At 44.4% G+C, this 19,196-nt stretch carries 13 protein-coding genes; 4 read left to right on the plus strand and 9 right to left on the minus strand.

Annotation, left to right across the window (positions count from 1 at the left end; translation table 11 throughout):
• The first annotated feature begins 30 nt into the window (after positions 1-30).
• Both recF and gyrB read left to right on the plus strand, forming a co-directional pair.
• The gene (gene recF, locus IEY18_RS15950) at positions 31-1,113 is read left to right on the plus strand and encodes a DNA replication/repair protein RecF (protein ID WP_188922660.1); all 1,083 of its coding nucleotides are present in this window, start codon (positions 31-33) and stop codon (positions 1,111-1,113) included.
• 16 nt (positions 1,114-1,129) lie between these two features.
• Positions 1,130-3,547, plus strand: coding sequence for a DNA topoisomerase (ATP-hydrolyzing) subunit B (gyrB, locus tag IEY18_RS15955; protein ID WP_188922662.1), 2,418 nt, complete (start codon positions 1,130-1,132; stop codon positions 3,545-3,547).
• 107 nt (positions 3,548-3,654) lie between these two features.
• Here gyrB and pxpA read toward each other — a convergent pair whose 3' ends face one another.
• Together pxpA and pxpB are read right to left on the minus strand one after the other, a co-directional pair.
• On the minus strand, positions 3,655-5,394 hold the full coding sequence (pxpA, locus tag IEY18_RS15960; protein ID WP_188922664.1) for a 5-oxoprolinase subunit PxpA: 1,740 nt from the start codon (positions 5,392-5,394) through the stop codon (positions 3,655-3,657).
• A 1-nt stretch (position 5,395) separates the two neighbouring features.
• Positions 5,396-6,145 (minus strand): 5-oxoprolinase subunit PxpB, encoded by a 750-nt coding sequence (gene pxpB, locus IEY18_RS15965; protein ID WP_188922666.1) that lies wholly within the window; start codon positions 6,143-6,145, stop codon positions 5,396-5,398.
• 170 nt (positions 6,146-6,315) lie between these two features.
• On the opposite strand from pxpB, the gene IEY18_RS15970 reads away from it, so the two are divergent.
• Positions 6,316-7,377 (plus strand): HDOD domain-containing protein, encoded by a 1,062-nt coding sequence (locus IEY18_RS15970; RefSeq protein ID WP_188922669.1) that lies wholly within the window; start codon positions 6,316-6,318, stop codon positions 7,375-7,377.
• A gap of 63 nt (positions 7,378-7,440) precedes the next feature.
• Here IEY18_RS15970 and glyS read toward each other — a convergent pair whose 3' ends face one another.
• Positions 7,441-9,510, minus strand: coding sequence for a glycine--tRNA ligase subunit beta (gene glyS, locus IEY18_RS15975; RefSeq protein WP_188922671.1), 2,070 nt, complete (start codon positions 9,508-9,510; stop codon positions 7,441-7,443).
• Positions 9,511-9,523: 13 nt separating this feature from the next.
• Positions 9,524-10,429, minus strand: a complete 906-nt coding sequence (gene glyQ / locus IEY18_RS15980) for a glycine--tRNA ligase subunit alpha (RefSeq protein ID WP_188922673.1) — start codon at positions 10,427-10,429, stop codon at positions 9,524-9,526.
• A 228-nt stretch (positions 10,430-10,657) separates the two neighbouring features.
• Here glyQ and IEY18_RS15985 point away from each other — a divergent pair, with 228 nt between their 5' ends.
• Positions 10,658-11,224 carry a DNA-3-methyladenine glycosylase I gene (locus IEY18_RS15985; protein ID WP_188922675.1) on the plus strand — a complete coding sequence of 189 codons (567 nt, stop codon included), beginning with the start codon at positions 10,658-10,660 and terminating at the stop codon, positions 11,222-11,224.
• 62 nt (positions 11,225-11,286) lie between these two features.
• On the opposite strand, the gene IEY18_RS15990 is transcribed toward IEY18_RS15985, so the two are convergent.
• The 5 genes from IEY18_RS15990 to fadB all read right to left on the minus strand — a co-directional run bounded on the left by IEY18_RS15990 (position 11,287) and on the right by fadB (position 19,034).
• Positions 11,287-14,493, minus strand: coding sequence for an amidohydrolase family protein (locus IEY18_RS15990; protein ID WP_188922676.1), 3,207 nt, complete (start codon positions 14,491-14,493; stop codon positions 11,287-11,289).
• 237 nt (positions 14,494-14,730) lie between these two features.
• The gene (locus IEY18_RS15995) at positions 14,731-15,201 is read right to left on the minus strand and encodes an MOSC domain-containing protein (protein ID WP_188922678.1); all 471 of its coding nucleotides are present in this window, start codon (positions 15,199-15,201) and stop codon (positions 14,731-14,733) included.
• 31 nt (positions 15,202-15,232) lie between these two features.
• Complete coding sequence (gene tusA, locus IEY18_RS16000; protein WP_188922680.1) at positions 15,233-15,490, minus strand: sulfurtransferase TusA; 258 nt, start codon at positions 15,488-15,490, stop codon at positions 15,233-15,235.
• A 198-nt stretch (positions 15,491-15,688) separates the two neighbouring features.
• Positions 15,689-16,858, minus strand: a complete 1,170-nt coding sequence (gene fadA / locus IEY18_RS16005; protein ID WP_188922682.1) for an acetyl-CoA C-acyltransferase FadA — start codon at positions 16,856-16,858, stop codon at positions 15,689-15,691.
• A 19-nt stretch (positions 16,859-16,877) separates the two neighbouring features.
• A complete protein-coding gene (fadB, locus tag IEY18_RS16010) occupies positions 16,878-19,034 on the minus strand; it encodes a fatty acid oxidation complex subunit alpha FadB (RefSeq protein ID WP_188922684.1) in 2,157 nt (718 codons plus the stop codon).
• Positions 19,035-19,196: the final 162 nt, after the last annotated feature.

Genomic DNA, 19,196 nt, shown 5'->3' on the forward strand with positions numbered 1-19,196 from the left:
AATTTTATAGGCAAGTTGCTACGAGAATCTATGAGCCTTCATCGCCTCCATATTGATACCTTTCGTAATATTCATTCAGCCCAATTGCTTCCAAGCTCTGGGCTGAATCTCATTTATGGCGATAACGGTAGTGGTAAAACAAGTATATTAGAAGCCATCTATTTTCTCGGGATGGGACGTTCTTTTCGTAGTCACTTGTCACAACGGGTTATACAAAACGAACAAGAACAATTGACTTTATTCGCACAACTGCAAAAGGAAGAGGGGCTGCTTAAAGTCGGTTTAAGGCGCTATCGGAATGGTGACATTGATGTCAAAATTGATGGCGAGCGAATTAAAAGACTCTCGGTTCTTGCAGAGACGCTACCAATTCAAGTCATCACCCCTGAAAGTTTTTCTTTGCTATTTGAAGGTCCAAAGAATCGTCGCCAGTTTATCGATTGGGGGGCTTTTCATTCCGACCCACAGTTTTACTTAGCTTGGGCCAATGTCCGTAAAATAATGAAGCATAGAAATCAGATGCTTAAGACAGGATCTGCGTATTCGCAAATTCAATTTTGGGATAAGGAACTTGTCAATTATGGGGCTCTCGTTACCGAGATAAGAATGCAATATGTAGACTCGTTAAATGCGCAACTAAAGGGTATAATTGGAGAGTTTTTACCTCGGGTGGATGTGAAGGTTTCATTTTCTCGAGGGTGGGATAGTAAAACTGAACTTTCTCAGTTACTTGAGAACCAATATCCCAGAGATTTAGCCTCAGGTTTTACAGTAAGTGGTCCCCATAAAGCAGATTTAAGATTAAGAGTCGGGAATTTACCCGCGCAAGATGCTTTATCTCGGGGTCAGTTGAAATTGTTAGTCTGTGCATTACGAATTGCACAGGGAAAGTTGCTCAAACAGCAGATAGGTAAAAATAGTATCTATTTGGTGGATGATCTTCCATCTGAGTTGGACGCTCAGCACAGGCAACTATTGTTGCGACAATTATCGGAAACGGGTGCACAAGTCTTTGTCACTGCGATCGAGCCGTCAGCAATAGTAGATTCGTTACAGACGCCGCCAAGTAAGGTGTTCCACGTGGAACAGGGTCAAGTAACGGTAATTGAATAAGAAACGAGAGAATAATATGTCAGAGAATAGTTACGATTCTTCGAGTATTAAGGTATTAAAAGGCCTTGATGCGGTACGTAAAAGACCAGGAATGTATATTGGTGATACCGATGATGGCACCGGCTTACATCACATGGTGTTCGAAGTAGTCGATAACTCTATCGATGAAGCGCTCGCTGGCCATTGTAACGACGTGACCATTACCATTCATTCAGATGGTTCTGTTTCGGTTAAAGATGATGGTCGTGGAATCCCTGTTGCAATTCACCCTGAAGAAGGTGTTTCAGCGGCACAGGTGATTATGACGGTTCTTCACGCCGGTGGTAAATTCGATGATAACTCTTATAAAGTATCTGGTGGTTTGCATGGCGTTGGTGTTTCTGTTGTAAATGCGTTGTCGAAAAAGCTGCAGTTAACTATCCGACGTGAGGGTAAGCTTTACGAGCAGTTCTATACAATGGGCGAACCTGACGCGCCTATTGATGTTATTGGTGACGCAACCAATACCGGTACAGAAATTCGTTTTTGGCCAAGTGAAGCCACATTCTCGGATGTTGAGTTCCACTTCGATATTCTCGCCAAACGTGTTCGTGAGTTGTCCTTCTTAAACTCTGGCGTGGGTATTCGCTTGGTTGACGAGCGAGAGAACAGAGAAGAGTTTTTCAAATACGAGGGCGGTATTAGCGCGTTTGTTGATTATTTAAATGTGAATAAAACGCCAGTGAATAAAGATGTATTCCATTTTATTCAAGAACGTGAAGACGGGATTACAGTTGAAGTTGCAATGCAATGGAATGATGGATTCCAAGAGAATATTTTCTGTTTCACAAATAACATTCCGCAACGCGATGGTGGTACTCACCTTGCTGGCTTTAGAAGTGCGCTGACTCGTAACTTGAATGCTTATATGGAGCGAGAAGGTTTCAACAAAAAGAATAAAACAAGTGCTACCGGTGATGATGCTCGTGAAGGGTTGACCGCGGTTATTTCGGTTAAAGTTCCGGATCCTAAATTTAGCTCTCAAACAAAAGATAAACTGGTTTCTAGTGAAGTTAAATCTGCAGTAGAAACAACCATGGGTGAGCAGTTGGGTGATTATCTCATGGAGCACCCAAATGAAGCGAAAGCGATTGTGGGCAAGATCATTGATGCTGCTCGTGCACGTGAAGCCGCTCGCAAAGCCCGTGAAATGACTCGCCGTAAAGGGGCACTTGATTTAGGTGGCTTACCTGGAAAGCTTGCTGATTGCCAAGAAAAAGACCCAGGTCTCTCTGAAATTTACATCGTGGAGGGTGACTCTGCGGGTGGTAGTGCTAAGCAAGGACGAAACCGTAAGAACCAAGCGATTTTGCCTTTGAAAGGTAAAATTCTAAACGTTGAAAAAGCTCGTTTTGACAAAATGCTTTCGTCCCAAGAGGTCGCGACCCTGATTACAGCACTCGGCTGTGGTATTGGTCGAGATGAATATGATCCGGATAAAACGCGTTATCACAACGTGATTATCATGACCGATGCTGATGTCGATGGTTCACACATTCGAACGCTGTTATTGACCTTCTTCTTCCGTCAAATGCCAGAGTTGATTGAGCGTGGTTATATTTATATTGCTCAACCACCTTTATATAAAGTGAAAAAAGGCAAGCAAGAGCAGTATATTAAAGATGATGGTGCGTTGACCGAGTATTTAACGACTCTTGCTCTTGATGGCGGACGCTTGTATCCGGCAGTCGATGCTCCAGCAATGGCCGGTGCTCCTTTAGAGTCTCTTGTAAATCAATATCGTGAAGTTGAAGGCATTATTCAGCGACTTGATAAGCGCTACCCAAGTGTTCTCACTGAGCGCATGCTTTATCATCCAGAATTAAATAATGAGACGCTAGCAGACGAAGCAAAAGTGAAAGCTTGGTGTGATGCTATTATCTCTGATCTCGGAGAACGAGATTCTGGCGGTATTTTGTATAGCGCAGAGCCTGTGCTTGATGTTGAAAGACATGTATATCTTCCGAAATTTACCGTTCGTAAGCATGGTATCGATACCAATTACTTGTTTGCATATGACTTCTTCCAATCTACGGATTTTGCCAATATGAGTGCATTAGCAATAGCACTGGATGGTTTAATCGAAGATGGTGCTTTTGTGCAACGAGGGGAGCGCCGTAAAGAGGTTTCAAGCTTCGTAGAGGCCCTTGAGTGGTTAATGACAGAGTCTAAACGCGGGCTTTATATCCAGCGCTACAAAGGATTGGGTGAAATGAATCCAGAGCAGCTTTGGGAGACGACAATGGATCCTGAAACACGTCGCATGCTGCAAGTGACCATTGAAGATGCAATTGGTGCTGATCAACTATTTACGACACTCATGGGTGATCAAGTTGAGCCACGTCGTGACTTTATCGAATCGAATGCACTTAACGTTGCCAACTTAGACGTTTAATTTATACCAAATTTTCTCGGTAAGAAGATAAAAACCAAGCTCGTATAGCTTGGTTTTTTTATGCCAAATTTTTGCAATTGGCTTTGGAGAGAATGATGAGGTTTGCTTTAAGCTTTGAGTAAATCACGTATCGCTTTGGCAAAATCTAAAGCGTGTTGGTTGTCACCATGAACACAAAGGCTTGTGGCGTCAACTTTGAGTGTTCCATAATCAAGCGTCGAAATGGGCGTAGTCGTTTGTATGTGCCGAACTTGTTGTAGCACAGTTTGCAAATCGTTGATGACAGCACCATTGCTTGTTCGTGGTGCCAGCGTGCCGTTGCTGAGATATCTTCGATCGGCAAATGCTTCACTAATGGTCTCTACACCTGCGTCTTCTGCCCATTGCACGATAGGGCTGTTTGCCAGCACCATCAGCTGTAGATTGGGCGCTAATCCATCATGACCATTTCGCGAGAGAGTTTGTAACTCTTTTACGAGTCGAAATAGTATCTGCGCAGTTTTCGGTTCTTTTGCTGCGATATTGTAAAGGGCGCCGTGGGGTTTGATATAACGAATTGTTTGGCTCTGTAAGCGACATTGTGCTGCGAGAGCGAGGACTTGGCTTAATAGGGTGCCATAGAGTGCCTCATCTTCTATATCCATGGCTGCTCGGCCAAAGTTTTTTGGATCGGGGTAGCTTGGATGCGCACCGATAATGACCTGATGCCTTTTCGCCAACTTGATCGTTGCTGCCATTGAGCTATCGTTGCCCACATGACCGCCACAAGCAATGTTGGCGCAATCTATGATTTCAAATAATTCAGCATCACAGTCACCACCTTCACCAATATCAGCATTTAGCTGAAGTGGAGAATATCGGTGTTGCATGGTTTTTGTATTCATATTCTGACTATCTAAAAGGCTAAGCTGATGTCTTATTTGAAAAAAATATCGATGCCAACCATCTAGTGCTCGTTCAGCTTCATCAATATCAACTACTTGGAAAGAGAATTGCTGTCCCGGCCGTAACTGAGCCAGTTTCCACAAATCGGCGTCTATCACATTGGCAATTCGAGGATATCCCCCAGTCGCTTGTGCGTCGGCGAGTAATATAATGGGCTGGCCGTTGGGGGGAAGTTGGATTAATCCTGGATGGACTGCGTGGGATCGCATACTTAGATTTTGTGCCATTTGTAGCACTCGCTGGCTTTTTACTCGAGCGCCCATACGGTTACTATTTGCTTGGAGTTGCCACAAGCTCTTCTCAAAAAGATGCTGGCTATCTATGGTGAGCTGATCAAATTCAGGCCCTTTGATCACCCGAATCGGTAGGAGGTTAAGGGGTTGACTAACCGTTGTCGTGGTCTTTATTTTATTTAAGCGAGAGTTTGGAATTTCATTGCGCTCTAGGTGATCATCGGCCAAGATTGGGCGCCCATCACATCCTCCAAAACCATTGGTAGTATCGGTTGAGCCCGAATGTAGTACCGAGTTAACTTTAAATCCACCTTCAACAGCAAGATAGCAACGCATCCCTGTTTTAGCGCCGTTAAGAATGAAGTGCTGACCCTGTTTTAGTAAAAACCGACTGGCGGGCCAGATGCGCTGTTCGAGGCCATGGCCTTGGATGTGAGCGTTAAAGTCAGCGCCTGTTATTGAAAGCCAGCAGTCTTTGGTCGCCAATAATTCAACTGGACCAAATGTTATTTCGAGAACGGCTGCGTCGGTGTTGTGTAGTAGCATATTAGCGAGCTGCATTGCAGGCAAATCCAATGCGCCACAATGACTCACACCAAGGTGTTGTGAGGCATGACGACCACTATCTTGTATTGTGTTATGAAATCCCGCCTGAATAACCCTAAGCATCCTATACGCCTCGCTCAAAAGCAGAAACGGCTTTGAAAGTTACACTATCGCCGGGACGAAACAGACAAGAAGGGCTGCGGTTATGATCGAACAATATCAAATCGGTTCTGCCGATAATATGCCAGCCGCCAGGCGAGTCATTTGGATAAACTCCTGTGGATTCACCGCCGATAGCAACAGAACCAGCAGGAATTTTGAGTCTCGGGTTAGCCAGCCGAGGTGTGTGTAGGCGTTTATCTAAGTTTCCCAAGTAAGCAAAGCCGGGCTGAAAACCTAAAAAATAGATTGGATATTCACTTTGACAATGGATATCAACGACTTGTTTTGGTGAAAGCCCGCGCTCGGCTGCGAGCTTATTCAGATCGGGCCCATATGATGGGTTTTCTGTGCCATAGATGACTGGTACTACAATGTGCTGAGCCGAATGTTGGGCATCGCGACTACAAAGCATTTGTTGCCAAAGGGTTTGCAATTCATTGAGCCAGTAATCGATATGATTTGAATGTTTAAGGTACAGCGTAAGATTTAAAAAACCTGAAACGACACTGATGATAGCGTCTGTGAAGTTTTCTGTGTTTTGTGGTCGACTATAAATATCAAAGTTATAGTCGGGTAAAATACTATCCCGTAGTGATTCCGCTAAAACATTGATTTTGTTTTGGGTGCTGGTTTCTGATTGATTACAGTATGTAGCTTCGACTTCAAGTACAATAGCTCGCTCAGAGAGGCGATACACTCTATATCCAGTCACGAATACTCTTTAGCTTTTAGCAACATTAACTTTTCAACTAAGCTACATTTTAGAGGTCTTTGCTGCAAGTGAAGGGGGTTGATTTATTGTCAACTTGAGTGGGTGTAAGTGCTTACTACGCTCGTGTGGTCTGGTTTAATTGGTGAATTGAAAGTAGGTGGGTTTTTATCGTGTTTAAGAAGCTGTTTTATAGGTTATTCAATATTCGTTCTCAGCAAACCGTTGCTGAGCCTAAATCCCTTAGTAAAGCCACGGCTTCTAAACCCCATGACTTTTCAGGCTCACCTCTGCGTCAAACAACCATACCGCAGCCTACGCCAGCTGACCTCGCTCATGAGCCCGTCGATACTTCCGCATTGTTTTACAACTTACTTTTCGTCAGCCAAGGTAGAGATTCCGGTGGGATAGCCAATTCACTTGAGCGGCAAGTTATGCATCAAGTGGAATCTGCTTTACTCATACCTGAAGATATCGCAGCAAATATATTAAAACTACCCACTCAAGCAATGGCGTTAAACAATTTACTTGCAGATGATAATGTCGACATTAAGGACGTCATTTTGATATTGCAAAGGGATCCAGTGTTGAGTGCGGAAATTCTAAAGTTATGCAATACCTCGTTGTTTCGGCGCAACGAAAAAGAAGTGACGAGTATTCAACAGGCCGTTGTTCAGCTTGGAAGAACACAGTTGCGACGCCTGATAACCACATGCAGTATCAAGCAGACGATGGAAATTAAGCCGATTTATTTTCGACGTTTCGGTGCGCAAATATGGCGCCACTCGATGCAGGTCGCTTATTTGTGTGGTGAGTTAGCAGAGGCTGACGTCGAAACGGCATATGTGGTTGGTTTGCTGCATGATGTTGGTAAAATTGCGATTTTTAAGATGTTGCTCGATACATTTGCCCAGGCCTCACCGAACGAGCAACCAGAGTCCCGGTTGTTTAAGCAGGTCATGACAACAAAATCGTTGCTTTTAAGTGCGAAATTAACTGAATGCTGGGATTTGCCATCCCACTTTTCGTCTGTTTTGATCCAACTGGTTAACGCGGATCTAAGTCCAGACTCCCCGATGGCAAAAGTGGTGTGGAGAGCGAATTTGATAAGCGAAGCATCAATGCTTAAGCAGGAAAATAAATTGAGCGAAGGTCAGTTAAACGATTTACTTAACCGAGTCGAGTTGAGTTATGAGCATTTTTGCAAGTATCACCATAAACTGCAGCAAATGTAATAACGAGTGAGTGATATAAAAAGGCCCCAACGATGTGGGGCTTTTTTTGTTTTGTCAGTTAAATTATTGCAGTAAAGATATATCTGCTACATGCAAGAATTGCTCTCTGAGTTTAGATAGAAGCGTTAGGCGATTTTGCTTAAGCGCTTCGTCATCTGCCATAACCATCACATCTTCAAAGAATTGGTCTACGCAGTCTCTTAGGCCCGCCAATTCTGTCAATGCTTCTTGGTAGTTTCCTTCTGCAAATAGAGGGCTTAATTTAGGAGCGATAGCATTTAGCTCCGCCGTAAGCGCTTGCTCAGCTGGTTCTTGGAGTAGATCTGCATTGACCGTGGTAGAGATCTCACCACTTGCTTTAGCCAGAATATTTGAAACTCGTTTGTTCGCGGCTGCAAGGGCTGTAGATTGCTCTAATCCACGGAAGTGTGCCACAGCATTAACTCGACTATCAAAGTCCGCAGGTTTAGTTGGACGACGTGCGAGTACAGCGAGAATCACATCAACTTCAATTCCTTTATCTTGATACCAGGCACGGAAGCGTGCCATCAAGAATTCAAGAACCTGCTCGGCAGTCGCTTCATTTGAGAGGTTTTTGCCGTGAAGTGCTTGTGCTTTTGCAATTAAGTCGACAAGGTCTAAAGAAAGCTTATTATCAACGATGATTCTTAGAATACCAATTGCAGCACGACGCAGTGCGAACGGATCCGCAGCACCTTTGGGGGCTTGGCCGATGCCAAAAATACCGACTAAAGTATCCAATTTTTCTGCAAGTGCGAGACTCATCGAAATTGGTGCTGTGGGTACAGAATCACCTGAAAACTTCGGTTTATACTGTTGCTCTAATGCGATTGCGACATTTTCTGATTCACCGTCTAGACGGGCATAATGCATCCCCATTGTGCCTTGAAGATCAGTAAATTCCATTACCATATTGGTCATCAAATCAGACTTAGAAAGTAACCCTGCGCGTTTCGCATCAGTTACGTTTGCTTCAATCCCAGAAGCAATAAAGCCTGCGAGCTCGGAGATCCTTGCTACTCGGTCTTTGATGGTGCCTAATTGTTTTTGGAAAACAACGGTTTCTAAGCTTTCAAGGCGAGATTCAAGGCTATTCTTCTTATCGGTCTCAAAGAAGAACTCTGCATCAGCGAGGCGAGGGCGAACCACTTTTTCGTTGCCAGAAATTATTTGTTGAGGATCTTTAGATTCGATGTTGGTAACGAAAATAAAGTTTGGAAGTAACTGGCCTTCCTCACCAAATACCGGGAAGTATTTTTGGTCACCTTTCATGGTATAGACGAGAGCTTCAGGCGGCACATCCAAGAACTTTTCTTCAAAATTTGCCGTGAGTATAATGGGCCATTCAACGAGAGAAGTGACTTCTTCGAGTAAGTCGTCTTCTAAGTCTGCTGTTCCACCAATGTCCTTTGCTGCTACCTGAGCATCTGCTTTGATCATGTCTTTACGAGCTTGATAATCAACAATAACCTTGCCGGTATCTTTCAGCATGTTTACATAGTTGTCTGCATGATCAAGCTCAAAACTTGGTTGACCCATAAAGCGGTGACCACGGATGTTTCTTGCTGACTGTATGCCGAGCAATTCACCTGCGACGAGGTCAGCGCCTAAAAGCATGGTTACCGTATGGACAGGGCGAATAAACTGGGTTTTTGAGCTACCCCAACGCATTGGCTTTGGAATTGGTAGTTTATCCAGTGCACGTTGCGCCATTCCAGGAATAAGCGTTTTTGTTTCTACACCAATAACTTTTGCTTGATGTAATAGCCATTCACCTTTATCTGTTTTCAGCCTTTGAGCTTCATCGACTGAGATACCATTTCCTCGAGCCCACCCTTGAGCGGCTTTCGTCGGATTGCCCTCTGCATCGAATGCCTGTGCGACTGCAGGGCCGCGCTTCTCTACGATTTTATCCGCTTGGGATAAAGCTAATTCATTGATACAAAGTGCTAAACGGCGAGGAGATGCATGCCATACAGCAGATGCATAGTTAAGCTCAGCTTTTTTTAGTTCATCAACAAAATTAGCTAAAAACGATTCTGCTAATTTGCGGAGGGACTTTGGTGGAAGTTCTTCTGTTCCCACTTCAATAAGTAAGTTTTCAAATTTCATGTTTGCAATACCTCTACTTACACATTGGGAAACCAAGGGCTTCACGGGCTTGATAATAAGATTCTGCGACACCCTTTGCCATGGTGCGAACGCGTAAAATGTAGCGCTGGCGTTCAGTCACTGAAATCGCGTGTCGAGCATCAAGTAAGTTAAAGGCGTGGGAGGCTTTCATCACTTGTTCGTAGGCTGCGAGAGGCAATGGCTTTTCGAGCCCTAACAGTTTTTGACAAGCCTGTTCGCAATCTTCAAAAGTTTTAAATAGTACTTCTACATTTGCATGTTCAAAGTTGTATGCAGACTGTTCTACTTCATTTTGATGGAAAATATCACCATACATTACCTTGCCCATCGGGCCATCAGTCCAAACAAGATCGTAAACACTGTCTACTTCTTGAATGTACATTGCGAGCCTCTCTAGACCGTAGGTAATCTCGCCCGTAACAGGGCTACATTCTAATCCACCAACTTGTTGGAAATAGGTAAATTGAGTCACTTCCATACCATTGAGCCAAACTTCCCAACCTAAGCCCCACGCACCAAGTGTTGGAGACTCCCAGTTGTCTTCTACAAAGCGCACGTCATGAATACTCATGTCCAAGCCTAGTGCTTCAAGGGAGCCAAGGTACAATTCCTGAATATTGCTCGGTGATGGTTTGAGAACGACCTGATACTGGTAATAATGTTGTAAGCGGTTCGGATTTTCACCGTAGCGGCCATCAGTAGGACGACGACAAGGCTGAACATAGGCGCTGCTCATAGGTTCTGGGCCTAATGAGCGCAAAAATGTTTGCGGATGGAAGGTGCCGGCACCGACTTCCATATCGAGAGGTTGAACAATTGCGCAACCTTGCTGCGCCCAGTATTCCTGCAGGGTCATTATGAAACCCTGGAATGTTTTTACATCATGTTTCGTCGTCATGTCTACTATCTACGTTGTCAGGCGGTGATGCCGAAAAATCTGCGAATAACCTTTATACTCTATTGTTTAGGGCTCGAAAAGAGCTGAGCATGCCAGTCAAAAATATTTGTTGTCATCGCCTGTAAAAGGTAAGGACAATCCAAAAAATGGGGTCGATTATACCTTGTCGCCTCTAGCAAATGTAGGTTATTTTTTATCAGATGAAGTTAATTGCTAAGGATCATGATTATGGATGTGAAGCGTTGCGCATGGGTCAGTGATGATCCTTTGTACCAAGATTACCATGACCACGTCTGGGGACGGCCTGTTCGTGATCCGATAGAACTCTTCGCCAAGCTTTGTTTGGATGGGCAACAAGCGGGGCTGTCGTGGATAACGATATTAAAAAAGCAAAAGAATTATGAAGATGCTTTTGCCAATTTTGACCCTGTTATAGTTTCCCAGTTTGACGATGTAAAAGTGGACGAGCTAATGCAAAATGCAGGAATCGTTAGAAATAGATTAAAAATACAGTCTATTATTCGCAATGCGAAAGGCTATATCGAATTTACAAAAAGCGGTGGGGATTTCTCTGAATTTCTTTGGGATTTTGTTGGCGGTCAACCCAAGGTAAATCATTATGAGTCTACGGCTGAGTTGCCTGCGAAAACATTAGAGTCTGAAGCAATGTCAAAAGCTTTAAAAAAATTGGGATTTAACTTTGTTGGACCAACAATTTGTTATGCATTTATGCAGGCTGTAGGTATGGTGGTTGACCACACATCTGATTGTTTTTGTTATAAAAAGGTTGTCTAGTTTTGTTTGGTTAAGGGGAGTGTTTCACGTGAAACACTCCCTTTTTATTTTACTCGTTGACGTTATTCAAAATAGAAGGGCTTACGCTTTATCTTGTCACCGTTTAACTGGTTCATCGTCTTGGAGTCGTAAAGCTTACCGTTGACCATTGTGTAGCTTACTCTGTCGGTGTGGCGAATGTTCTCAAGTGGATTTCCATCGATGACGATTAGGTCGGCAAGTTTCCCTTCTTTCAAAGAGCCGATTTGATGATCCATACCAAAGTGAGTCGCAGGGTTAATGGTCGCAGTTTTTAGTACTTCTAAGTTATTCATTCCCCCCTGTGCGAACATCCACATCTCCCAGTGTGCCGCAAGCCCTTCTCGCTGTCCGTGAGCGCCTATATTTGGCTTGATGCCAAGTTCGTTCAGTTCATTTGCTACTTTGACAACGTTGAAGTGGTTGTAGTGTTCATCCGGCGCCTTGGTTCGTCGCATAGAGCGTGGGTGCAATAGATCTGCAGGAACATACTTTGACAATCGGGGGTGAGACCAAACGTCAGTTTTATCATACCAATAATGCTCACCTGATATGCCACCATAGGCAACCACGAGCGTTGGCGTATAGCTTACTTCTGTTTGGCTCCAGAACTGTTTGATATCGTCATAGACTTTTGCAGATGGAAGTGAATGTTCAATACTCGTATGTCCGTCAGCGATCATCGAAAGGTTGTGTTGCAATAGGCTGCCACCTTCGGGCACGACCATCATTTCTAGTTCTCTAGCTGCAGCTATAACTTGTTGTCTTTGATTTCTTCGGGGTTGGTTATAACTTTTCACACTAAAGGCGCCAACTTTTTTTAGTCGCTCTAAATGAAATTTTGCGTCTTCTAAGGAGTCTATATGAGATGTATAACCCGGAAGGTTCGCGCCATATAAAATCGTACCGGTTGAAAAAATACGCGGCGCAGAAATTCGACCTGCTTTTTGCATTTCTGACGCAGCGAAAATCTCCGTCGTATCATGGGAAGGATCATGTATTGCTGTTACACCGAGGGATAGGTTGGAATACTGTTGCCAATTTTGCTGCGGAATAATCTCACTCTCCCCTTGGGAGCCGTGCGCATGTGCATCAAATAGGCCGGGCATTATTGTTGAACCTTCGATATCGATGATGGTTGCGCCGGAAGGAATGCTAATATCTTCAGATGATCCAACAGCTATAATATGATTGTCTTTAACTACAACAGTGCCTTTTGCGATAACTTCATCATTCTCCATGGTGATGACTTGGCCGCCAACAAATGCAATTGTTCCACGTGGAACATCTGATTTTTGCTCAAAGCCAATTTTTGACATACTGACAGTCGGCTTATCAGTTTCTTCGTTGGTTTGATAGTTTGTATCAACTTTGGCTTGGTAAAGCTCAGGCCCTAAAGTCCAATACAATTGATTACTCTTATTGTTCCAGCTGATGCTTTCGCCAGCACGTGTACTGAGCTGCGATATGGGTAGGTTCGTAGCTTTTGGACCAATATTTATCGTCTCACCGTGCTTTGCAAATGGTGTTACCCAAACTTTAAAACGCTCAGCAAACGCAAGGTGCTTGCCATTGGGGGAAATTCTAAACTCAGTTGCATGCTTACTGGTGTAGTGAATTCGCTTATCGTGGCCGTTAACACCCACAGAACTAAATTGTGGCGTTTCGCCATTTTCTATGAAATAGATCCGATTATTATCTGCGCCAAACTGAGGTAAAAAACCATTGGTAGAGATTTTTACGGTTTTTTTCCCTTTAGCATCGACTCTATAAAGTCCTGGGTTTTGCGACCAAGTTTTAGGTGTTATAAAGCCGCCTTTGGCTTTTCTGTAGGCAACGTGCTCACCATCGGGTGAGAAAGTTGGCTCTACGTATTTTCCCGGTTCTGAGGTGAGCGTTTTAACGCGGCCATTACGAACCGAGATGATTTTTACGCTGCCTTGTTGCTTATCATCCCAAGTCGTAAAAACAATCTTTCTACCATCTCGCGACCATTGCGGATCCAGCTCGCGCAAGTTTTCATCATACTTGGTCAAACGTTTTGCTTTACCGCCTTCTACACTTTGCAGCCATAGTTTACCCAACGCTTCGTAAATCACCTTGCTACCATCAGGAGAGACCTGTGCCATGCGTAGCATTTTTACATCAAACTTGTCTTGGTCTAGGTTTTGGGTATAGCGAACAGCTTGTTGAACTGAGCGTTCGTCTTCAACATGAAATGGAACATCTTTAACGACAAGGTCATCTAATTCGAGTCGGTTGATTTTACCATTTGCCCAAAAAAACATAGATTCACTATCTTTCGTCCAACTCATGGTTGGGTAAACACCGTGAATAGCCCAAGTTTCTTGCATATCTCGATCGAGACTGTCATAGACCTTTTGCTTTTTGCCTGAACGAAGATCGAGGATATATAGCGAAGATTGAAAGCCATCTCGTTTAATGAAAGCCAATCTTTTCCCATCTGGACTCGGTGTCGGTCTTATTGCACCGCCAGTTCCTTCGATGAGAACTTCAATCTCTCCGGTTTGTGTATCGTAGCGCTTGATCTTATAGATGCCTTTCACTGAATCTTTAGAGTAATGGAATGTTTTTCCTGGTGTCGCATCTTGACTAAAATAGATATAGCGTCCATCTGGCGAATAGGCGGGTTCACCCAAATCTTTCTGTTCGTTTGGTCGCTCGGTTAGTTTGACCCCTTTTCCACCAGCGACGTGATACATCCATACTTCACCAGCGCCTAAGCTTCTGGTTCCCGTGAAGTGCTTTCTGGCTACTAAGTATTGTGAATCAGGGCTCCAGGCGGGACTATTGAGTAGCCTAAAGGTTTCGGAAGTAACTGCTCTTTTGTTACTTCCATCTGCATCCATTACCCAAATATTGTCGCCGCCATCTTCATCTGATGTAAAGGCGATGGATTGGCCGTCAGGGCTGTATACCGGTTGCATTTGCCATGCGATGCCGTTAGCGAGTGGAGTTGCTTTGCCGCCACTCACGGGGATCTGGTAAATATCTCCGAGTAAATCGAACAGAATGTGTCTCCCATCAGGGCTCACACTTAAATTCATCCATGTGCCTTCTTTCACATCAATGCTGATTTGCTTTAAAGGCGCTGCGGCTGGCGCGTTAACTTGCCATGGTGCGTTATGTTCTGAGGTATTTGTTTCTTGTGCGAAAGTAGCTTGGATTGGCAAAAACGACAGGCCAAGGGTAACAGCTGCGTATAGCGGATGAATTTTTGCAGAAAGCATTGATATACCTTTATCTAATTATTATTTTGCGTCTATTTATCGCACATATTTGATGTGATTTACAGCAAGTTTGTGTTTCAAAATACAATGGCGGATGTTTACTAATTTGATGAATAAAGTAACGCCTAAAGAATAAGTCCTTGCAGTTTTATGATTGTGAGTGAAGTTAATGCTGTCTTTACCTGCATTAATGTCGACAGTTTGTGTTGATAAAGTGTTTGATACCTTTACGCTTGGTTATGCATTGGAGCTTGTATCGGTACATGTCGTTACTCTATCGCCAGCTTTGATAGTTGCGGGCTGAATCACTCTACATGTCACTCCACCACGCCAATTAGGGGTCAGTGCTTGTTCTAGGCCCGGATGTACAGCACGCATCTTTTTGCACGGGTCGGTTTCGCCGGTTATTTCAAGTATTAGGGATCCAATTTTAAGGCGGCTCCCGACGTCCTTGGCAGAAAAGGCTATGCCTGAAACTAGGATATTACAGCGGCGGTCGGTCCATACGAGTGGTGTGGGCGGAGTGGGTGCTAACTCAGATGTGGCTTGGTTCCATTGCTCAAGGGACATGACGGTTACTTGTCGTTTTCCCGGTCTTCCTAATCTATCGTTTTCGACGCCGGCCTCTAAGCTTACACTTGCTTCACTTACTTCTGTCATGACGCCTTTGCTTTCGATTTTATAGGCGATGGAAATTAATTGTGCCATTCGCTTTCCTTTTGGCTTTGGACGTTAAAAGTTAAAGACCCTTTTTGATTAAATAAAGATAGGGCGTCGTGTCGGTAAAGCTTTCTAATAATGTATGGTCCATAAATTCGCAAAAGCTAGGTATATCCCGAGTTGTTGCTGGATCATCTGCAGTAATTAACAAAATTTCTCCATCTACCATTTTTCGAACAGACTTCCTTACCATCATGACGGGTTCTGGACATCGTAGGCCCAAAGCGTCAAGTTTGTGTTGGGCTTTACTGGCAAGTTGGTCGTACTGCTGACTCATTGGATATACCTTGAATAATGGTGCTTTAATTTAGATGTAATGAATTTTACTTGATAGGGGGAGACAAACCAAGAACAAAGCTTATGAAGTCCTTGCACTGAATTTCTGATTGTTTCACGTGGAACATAGGCTTTGGCTGAAATTCGAGCCAAAGAAAAGGGCTGCACAAACTGCAGCCCTTTAAAAGGATTGGAAGTGTTAAGAATCAACTCTTTCAAATACTGTTGCAATACCTTGCCCAAGCCCAATGCACATTGTGGCTAGTCCATACTTTGCCTGTTTGTGCTCCATGAGGTTTATCAACGTCGTTGATATTCTCGCCCCAGAACAACCCAATGGGTGACCCAATGCAATCGCACCGCCATTGAGGTTAACTTTATCTTCCGCGACATGACTTAAGCCGAGATCTTTTACGCAAGGTAGCGATTGAGCAGCAAATGCTTCGTTAAGTTCAACAACGTCAATATCGTCAATCGTTAGTCCTGCGCGACTTAATGCTTTCTTAGTTGCTGGTACTGGACCATAGCCCATGATAGCAGGGTCGCATCCGGCGATAGCCATCGACTTAATGCGGGCTCGAATCTTCAAACCTAAAGACTTGGCTTTTTCTTCTTCCATTACCAGCATGGCTGAAGCGCCATCGGACAATGCAGAGGAAGTGCCAGCGGTTACGGTGCCATTTGCTGGATCGAATACAGGCCGTAAGCCTGATAGTGATTCCATTGACGTTTCAGGGCGAATCACTTCATCCTCCGTGACTTTTACGAGAGCACCGTCTGCATCATGTCCTTCTATGGGGAATATTTCGTTTGCAAAGCGACCTTCTTTTGTCGCCTCGTTCGCTTTTTGGTGGGAGCGTACTGCGAATTGATCTTGTGCTTCTCTTGAGATGCCATGCATTTTTCCGAGCATTTCAGCTGTAAGCCCCATCATTCCCGAAGCTTTAGCGACATTATTTGCTAAGCCGGGATGAAAATCGACCCCGTGGTTCATTGGCACATGGCCCATATGCTCAACACCGCCAATGATGAATGTATCGCCCATTCCTGTCATGATTGACCTTGCTGCTTGATGAAGGGCCTCCATCGAAGAACCACAAAGTCTATTAATGGTTACGGCGCCTGCTTCTTTGGGGATCCCCGCCAATAATGACGCGTTGCGGGCAACATTAAAGCCTTGCTCTAGCGTTTGTTGCACACAACCCCATATAACATCCTCTACATCTTCTGGCTTGACCTGTGGGTTGCGACTTAATAAGCCTTTCATTAGCTCTGCAGAAAGGGTTTCAGCACGAACATTTCTAAATACGCCGGCTTTTGAGCGCCCCATTGGCGTACGAATACAATCTACGATAACTGCTTGTTTCATTTCTATTATCCTTGCCAATTTATGCTGAGTAATAGCGAGTATTGCTCGCGGCTCTTTCGCGCATGTTGTCGGTGACTTGATATAGTCCACCTAGGTGGGCGTATTGATCTGCCATTTCTACAAATTTAGCGATTCCAAGGGTATCTAGATATCGGAATACCCCCCCTCTAAATGGCGGGAACCCAATGCCATAAATGAGGCCCATATCTGCTTCAGCCGGTGATGCTATGATGCCTTCTTCTAAGCAGCGAACGGTTTCAATAATCATTGGAATCATGGTTCGGGCAATCACTTCCTCTGCACTAAACTCCTTGATTTGGCCAAAGGTATCGGCAAGCAACTGATAGCTCTTGGGGTCTTGCTCTTTCTTTGGCTTACCCCGTCGGTCAACAGAGTATTGATAAAAGCCCTGGCTGTTCTTTTGGCCAAACCGCTTTGCTTCAAACATAATGCTAATAGCATCTTGGTTAGGTTTCGCCATGCGCTCAGGGAACCCTTCTGCCATCACTGATTGCGCATGGTTCGCGGTATCGAGCCCAACAACGTCAAGTAGGTAAGCCGGACCCATGGGCCAGCCAAATTGCTTTTCCATAATCTTATCGACTTGCGCTAAATCAGCACCGTCTGCCAACAAGCCATTAAAACCGGCGAAATATGGGAACAACACCCTGTTTACGAAAAAACCTGGACAATCATTGACGACAATTGGTGTTTTGCCCATTTTACTTGCGTAAGCGACAACAGACGCGATCGTTTCTTCAGAGCTATGCTCGCCACGAATGACTTCGACAAGTGGCATTTTGTGAACAGGGTTAAAGAAGTGCATTCCGCAAAAACGCTCTGGTCTCTTAAGGCTTTTGGCGAGCAAACTTATAGAAATCGTAGATGTGTTTGAAGCAAGAATCGCTTGCTCGTTGACATATTGCTCTACTTCAGCGAGAACTTGCGCCTTCACTTTTGGATGTTCAACAACAGCTTCTACAATGATATTTGCATTTTTGACTGGGGCATAATCGAGTGCGGGTGTAATCTGGTTGAGTACTTTGGCCATTTTTGCGGGCGTAGCGCGGCCGCGTTTAATTTGACCGGCAAGCAGTTTTGACGCTTCGCCTAATCCCAAATCAAGTGCAGCTTGGTTGATATCTTTCATCACGATTGGGGTGCCTTTACTTGCGCTTTGATAAGCGATGCCTCCCCCCATGATGCCAGCACCGAGAACCGCTGCGCTTTCAACTTTATTTGCGAGCTTAGCAGCCTTTTTAGCTTTTCCTTTTACGACTTGATCGTTCAGAAATATACCAATAAGCGCTTGTGCTGCTTCTGTTTTCGCTAGAGTAGCAAATGCTTGGTGTTCGATGACTAAAGCTTTATCACGGCTACAGTTTGCGGCCTTTTCAATTACATCGACTGCTGCCATTGGTGCTGGATAGTGTTTGCCCGCAACTTTATAAACCATGCCTTTCGCTGTCGCAAATGACATCATGGCTTCAAGCTTGGGTAATGCTAATGGTGCTTGCTTGCGAGCTCGTCGAGACTGCCAGTCGATATTTTCTGCAATGGCATCTTTTAGCATCTTAATGGCTGTTTTGTGTAGTGCTTCTGGCTCAACGACGGCGTCGACTATCCCAACAGCCAGTGCAGCTTCGGCTCTGTGTTCTTTACCTGAGGTTATCCACTCTAGCGCGTTATCTGCGCCAATCATTCTTGGTAAGCGTACTGTGCCACCAAACCCTGGGACTAAACCGAGTTTGGTCTCGGGCAATCCTATTCTCGTACTGGTGTCTGCAACCCTTAGGTCTGTTGCGATCGCGGTTTCACAACCGCCGCCAAGAGCAAACCCCTTGATTGCGGCCACACTTGGGATGGCGATATCTTCAAGCTTATTGAACACTACATTTGCTTTTGCGATCCAGCTGAGCAGCTCATTAGTTTCTACTGCAAACATTTCCACAAATTCGGTAATGTCTGCGCCGACAATAAAGTTGTCTTTCCCTGAAGTCACAATGAGACCATGAATGCTTTTATCGGCCGCGATAGCATCTAACGCTTCTCCAAATGAATGAATGGTTTCTCGGTCAAGCTTATTGACAGAACCTGGAGCATTGAAGCAGAGGTTGGCGATATGGTTTTCGTCCATAACTCGCTCAACCTGAATCGTAGGGCTTTGGTAGATCATTGCTTTATTCCTTTTTCATTGAGCCTATTTGTATGGTTCGGCGGCTCTACGCAACGTTAAATCGTGCTTAAGTAAAGTTGATGTGACTTACCTAAGGTTGGTTTTGTGCGCAATGAGATCTAGGTCACCTTTTGACCAAGTTTGTCCAGTGTGCTACCAAAT

It is taken from the genome of Shewanella gelidii (assembly GCF_014647855.1).
In the GTDB taxonomy this organism is placed as follows: domain Bacteria; phylum Pseudomonadota; class Gammaproteobacteria; order Enterobacterales; family Shewanellaceae; genus Shewanella; species Shewanella gelidii.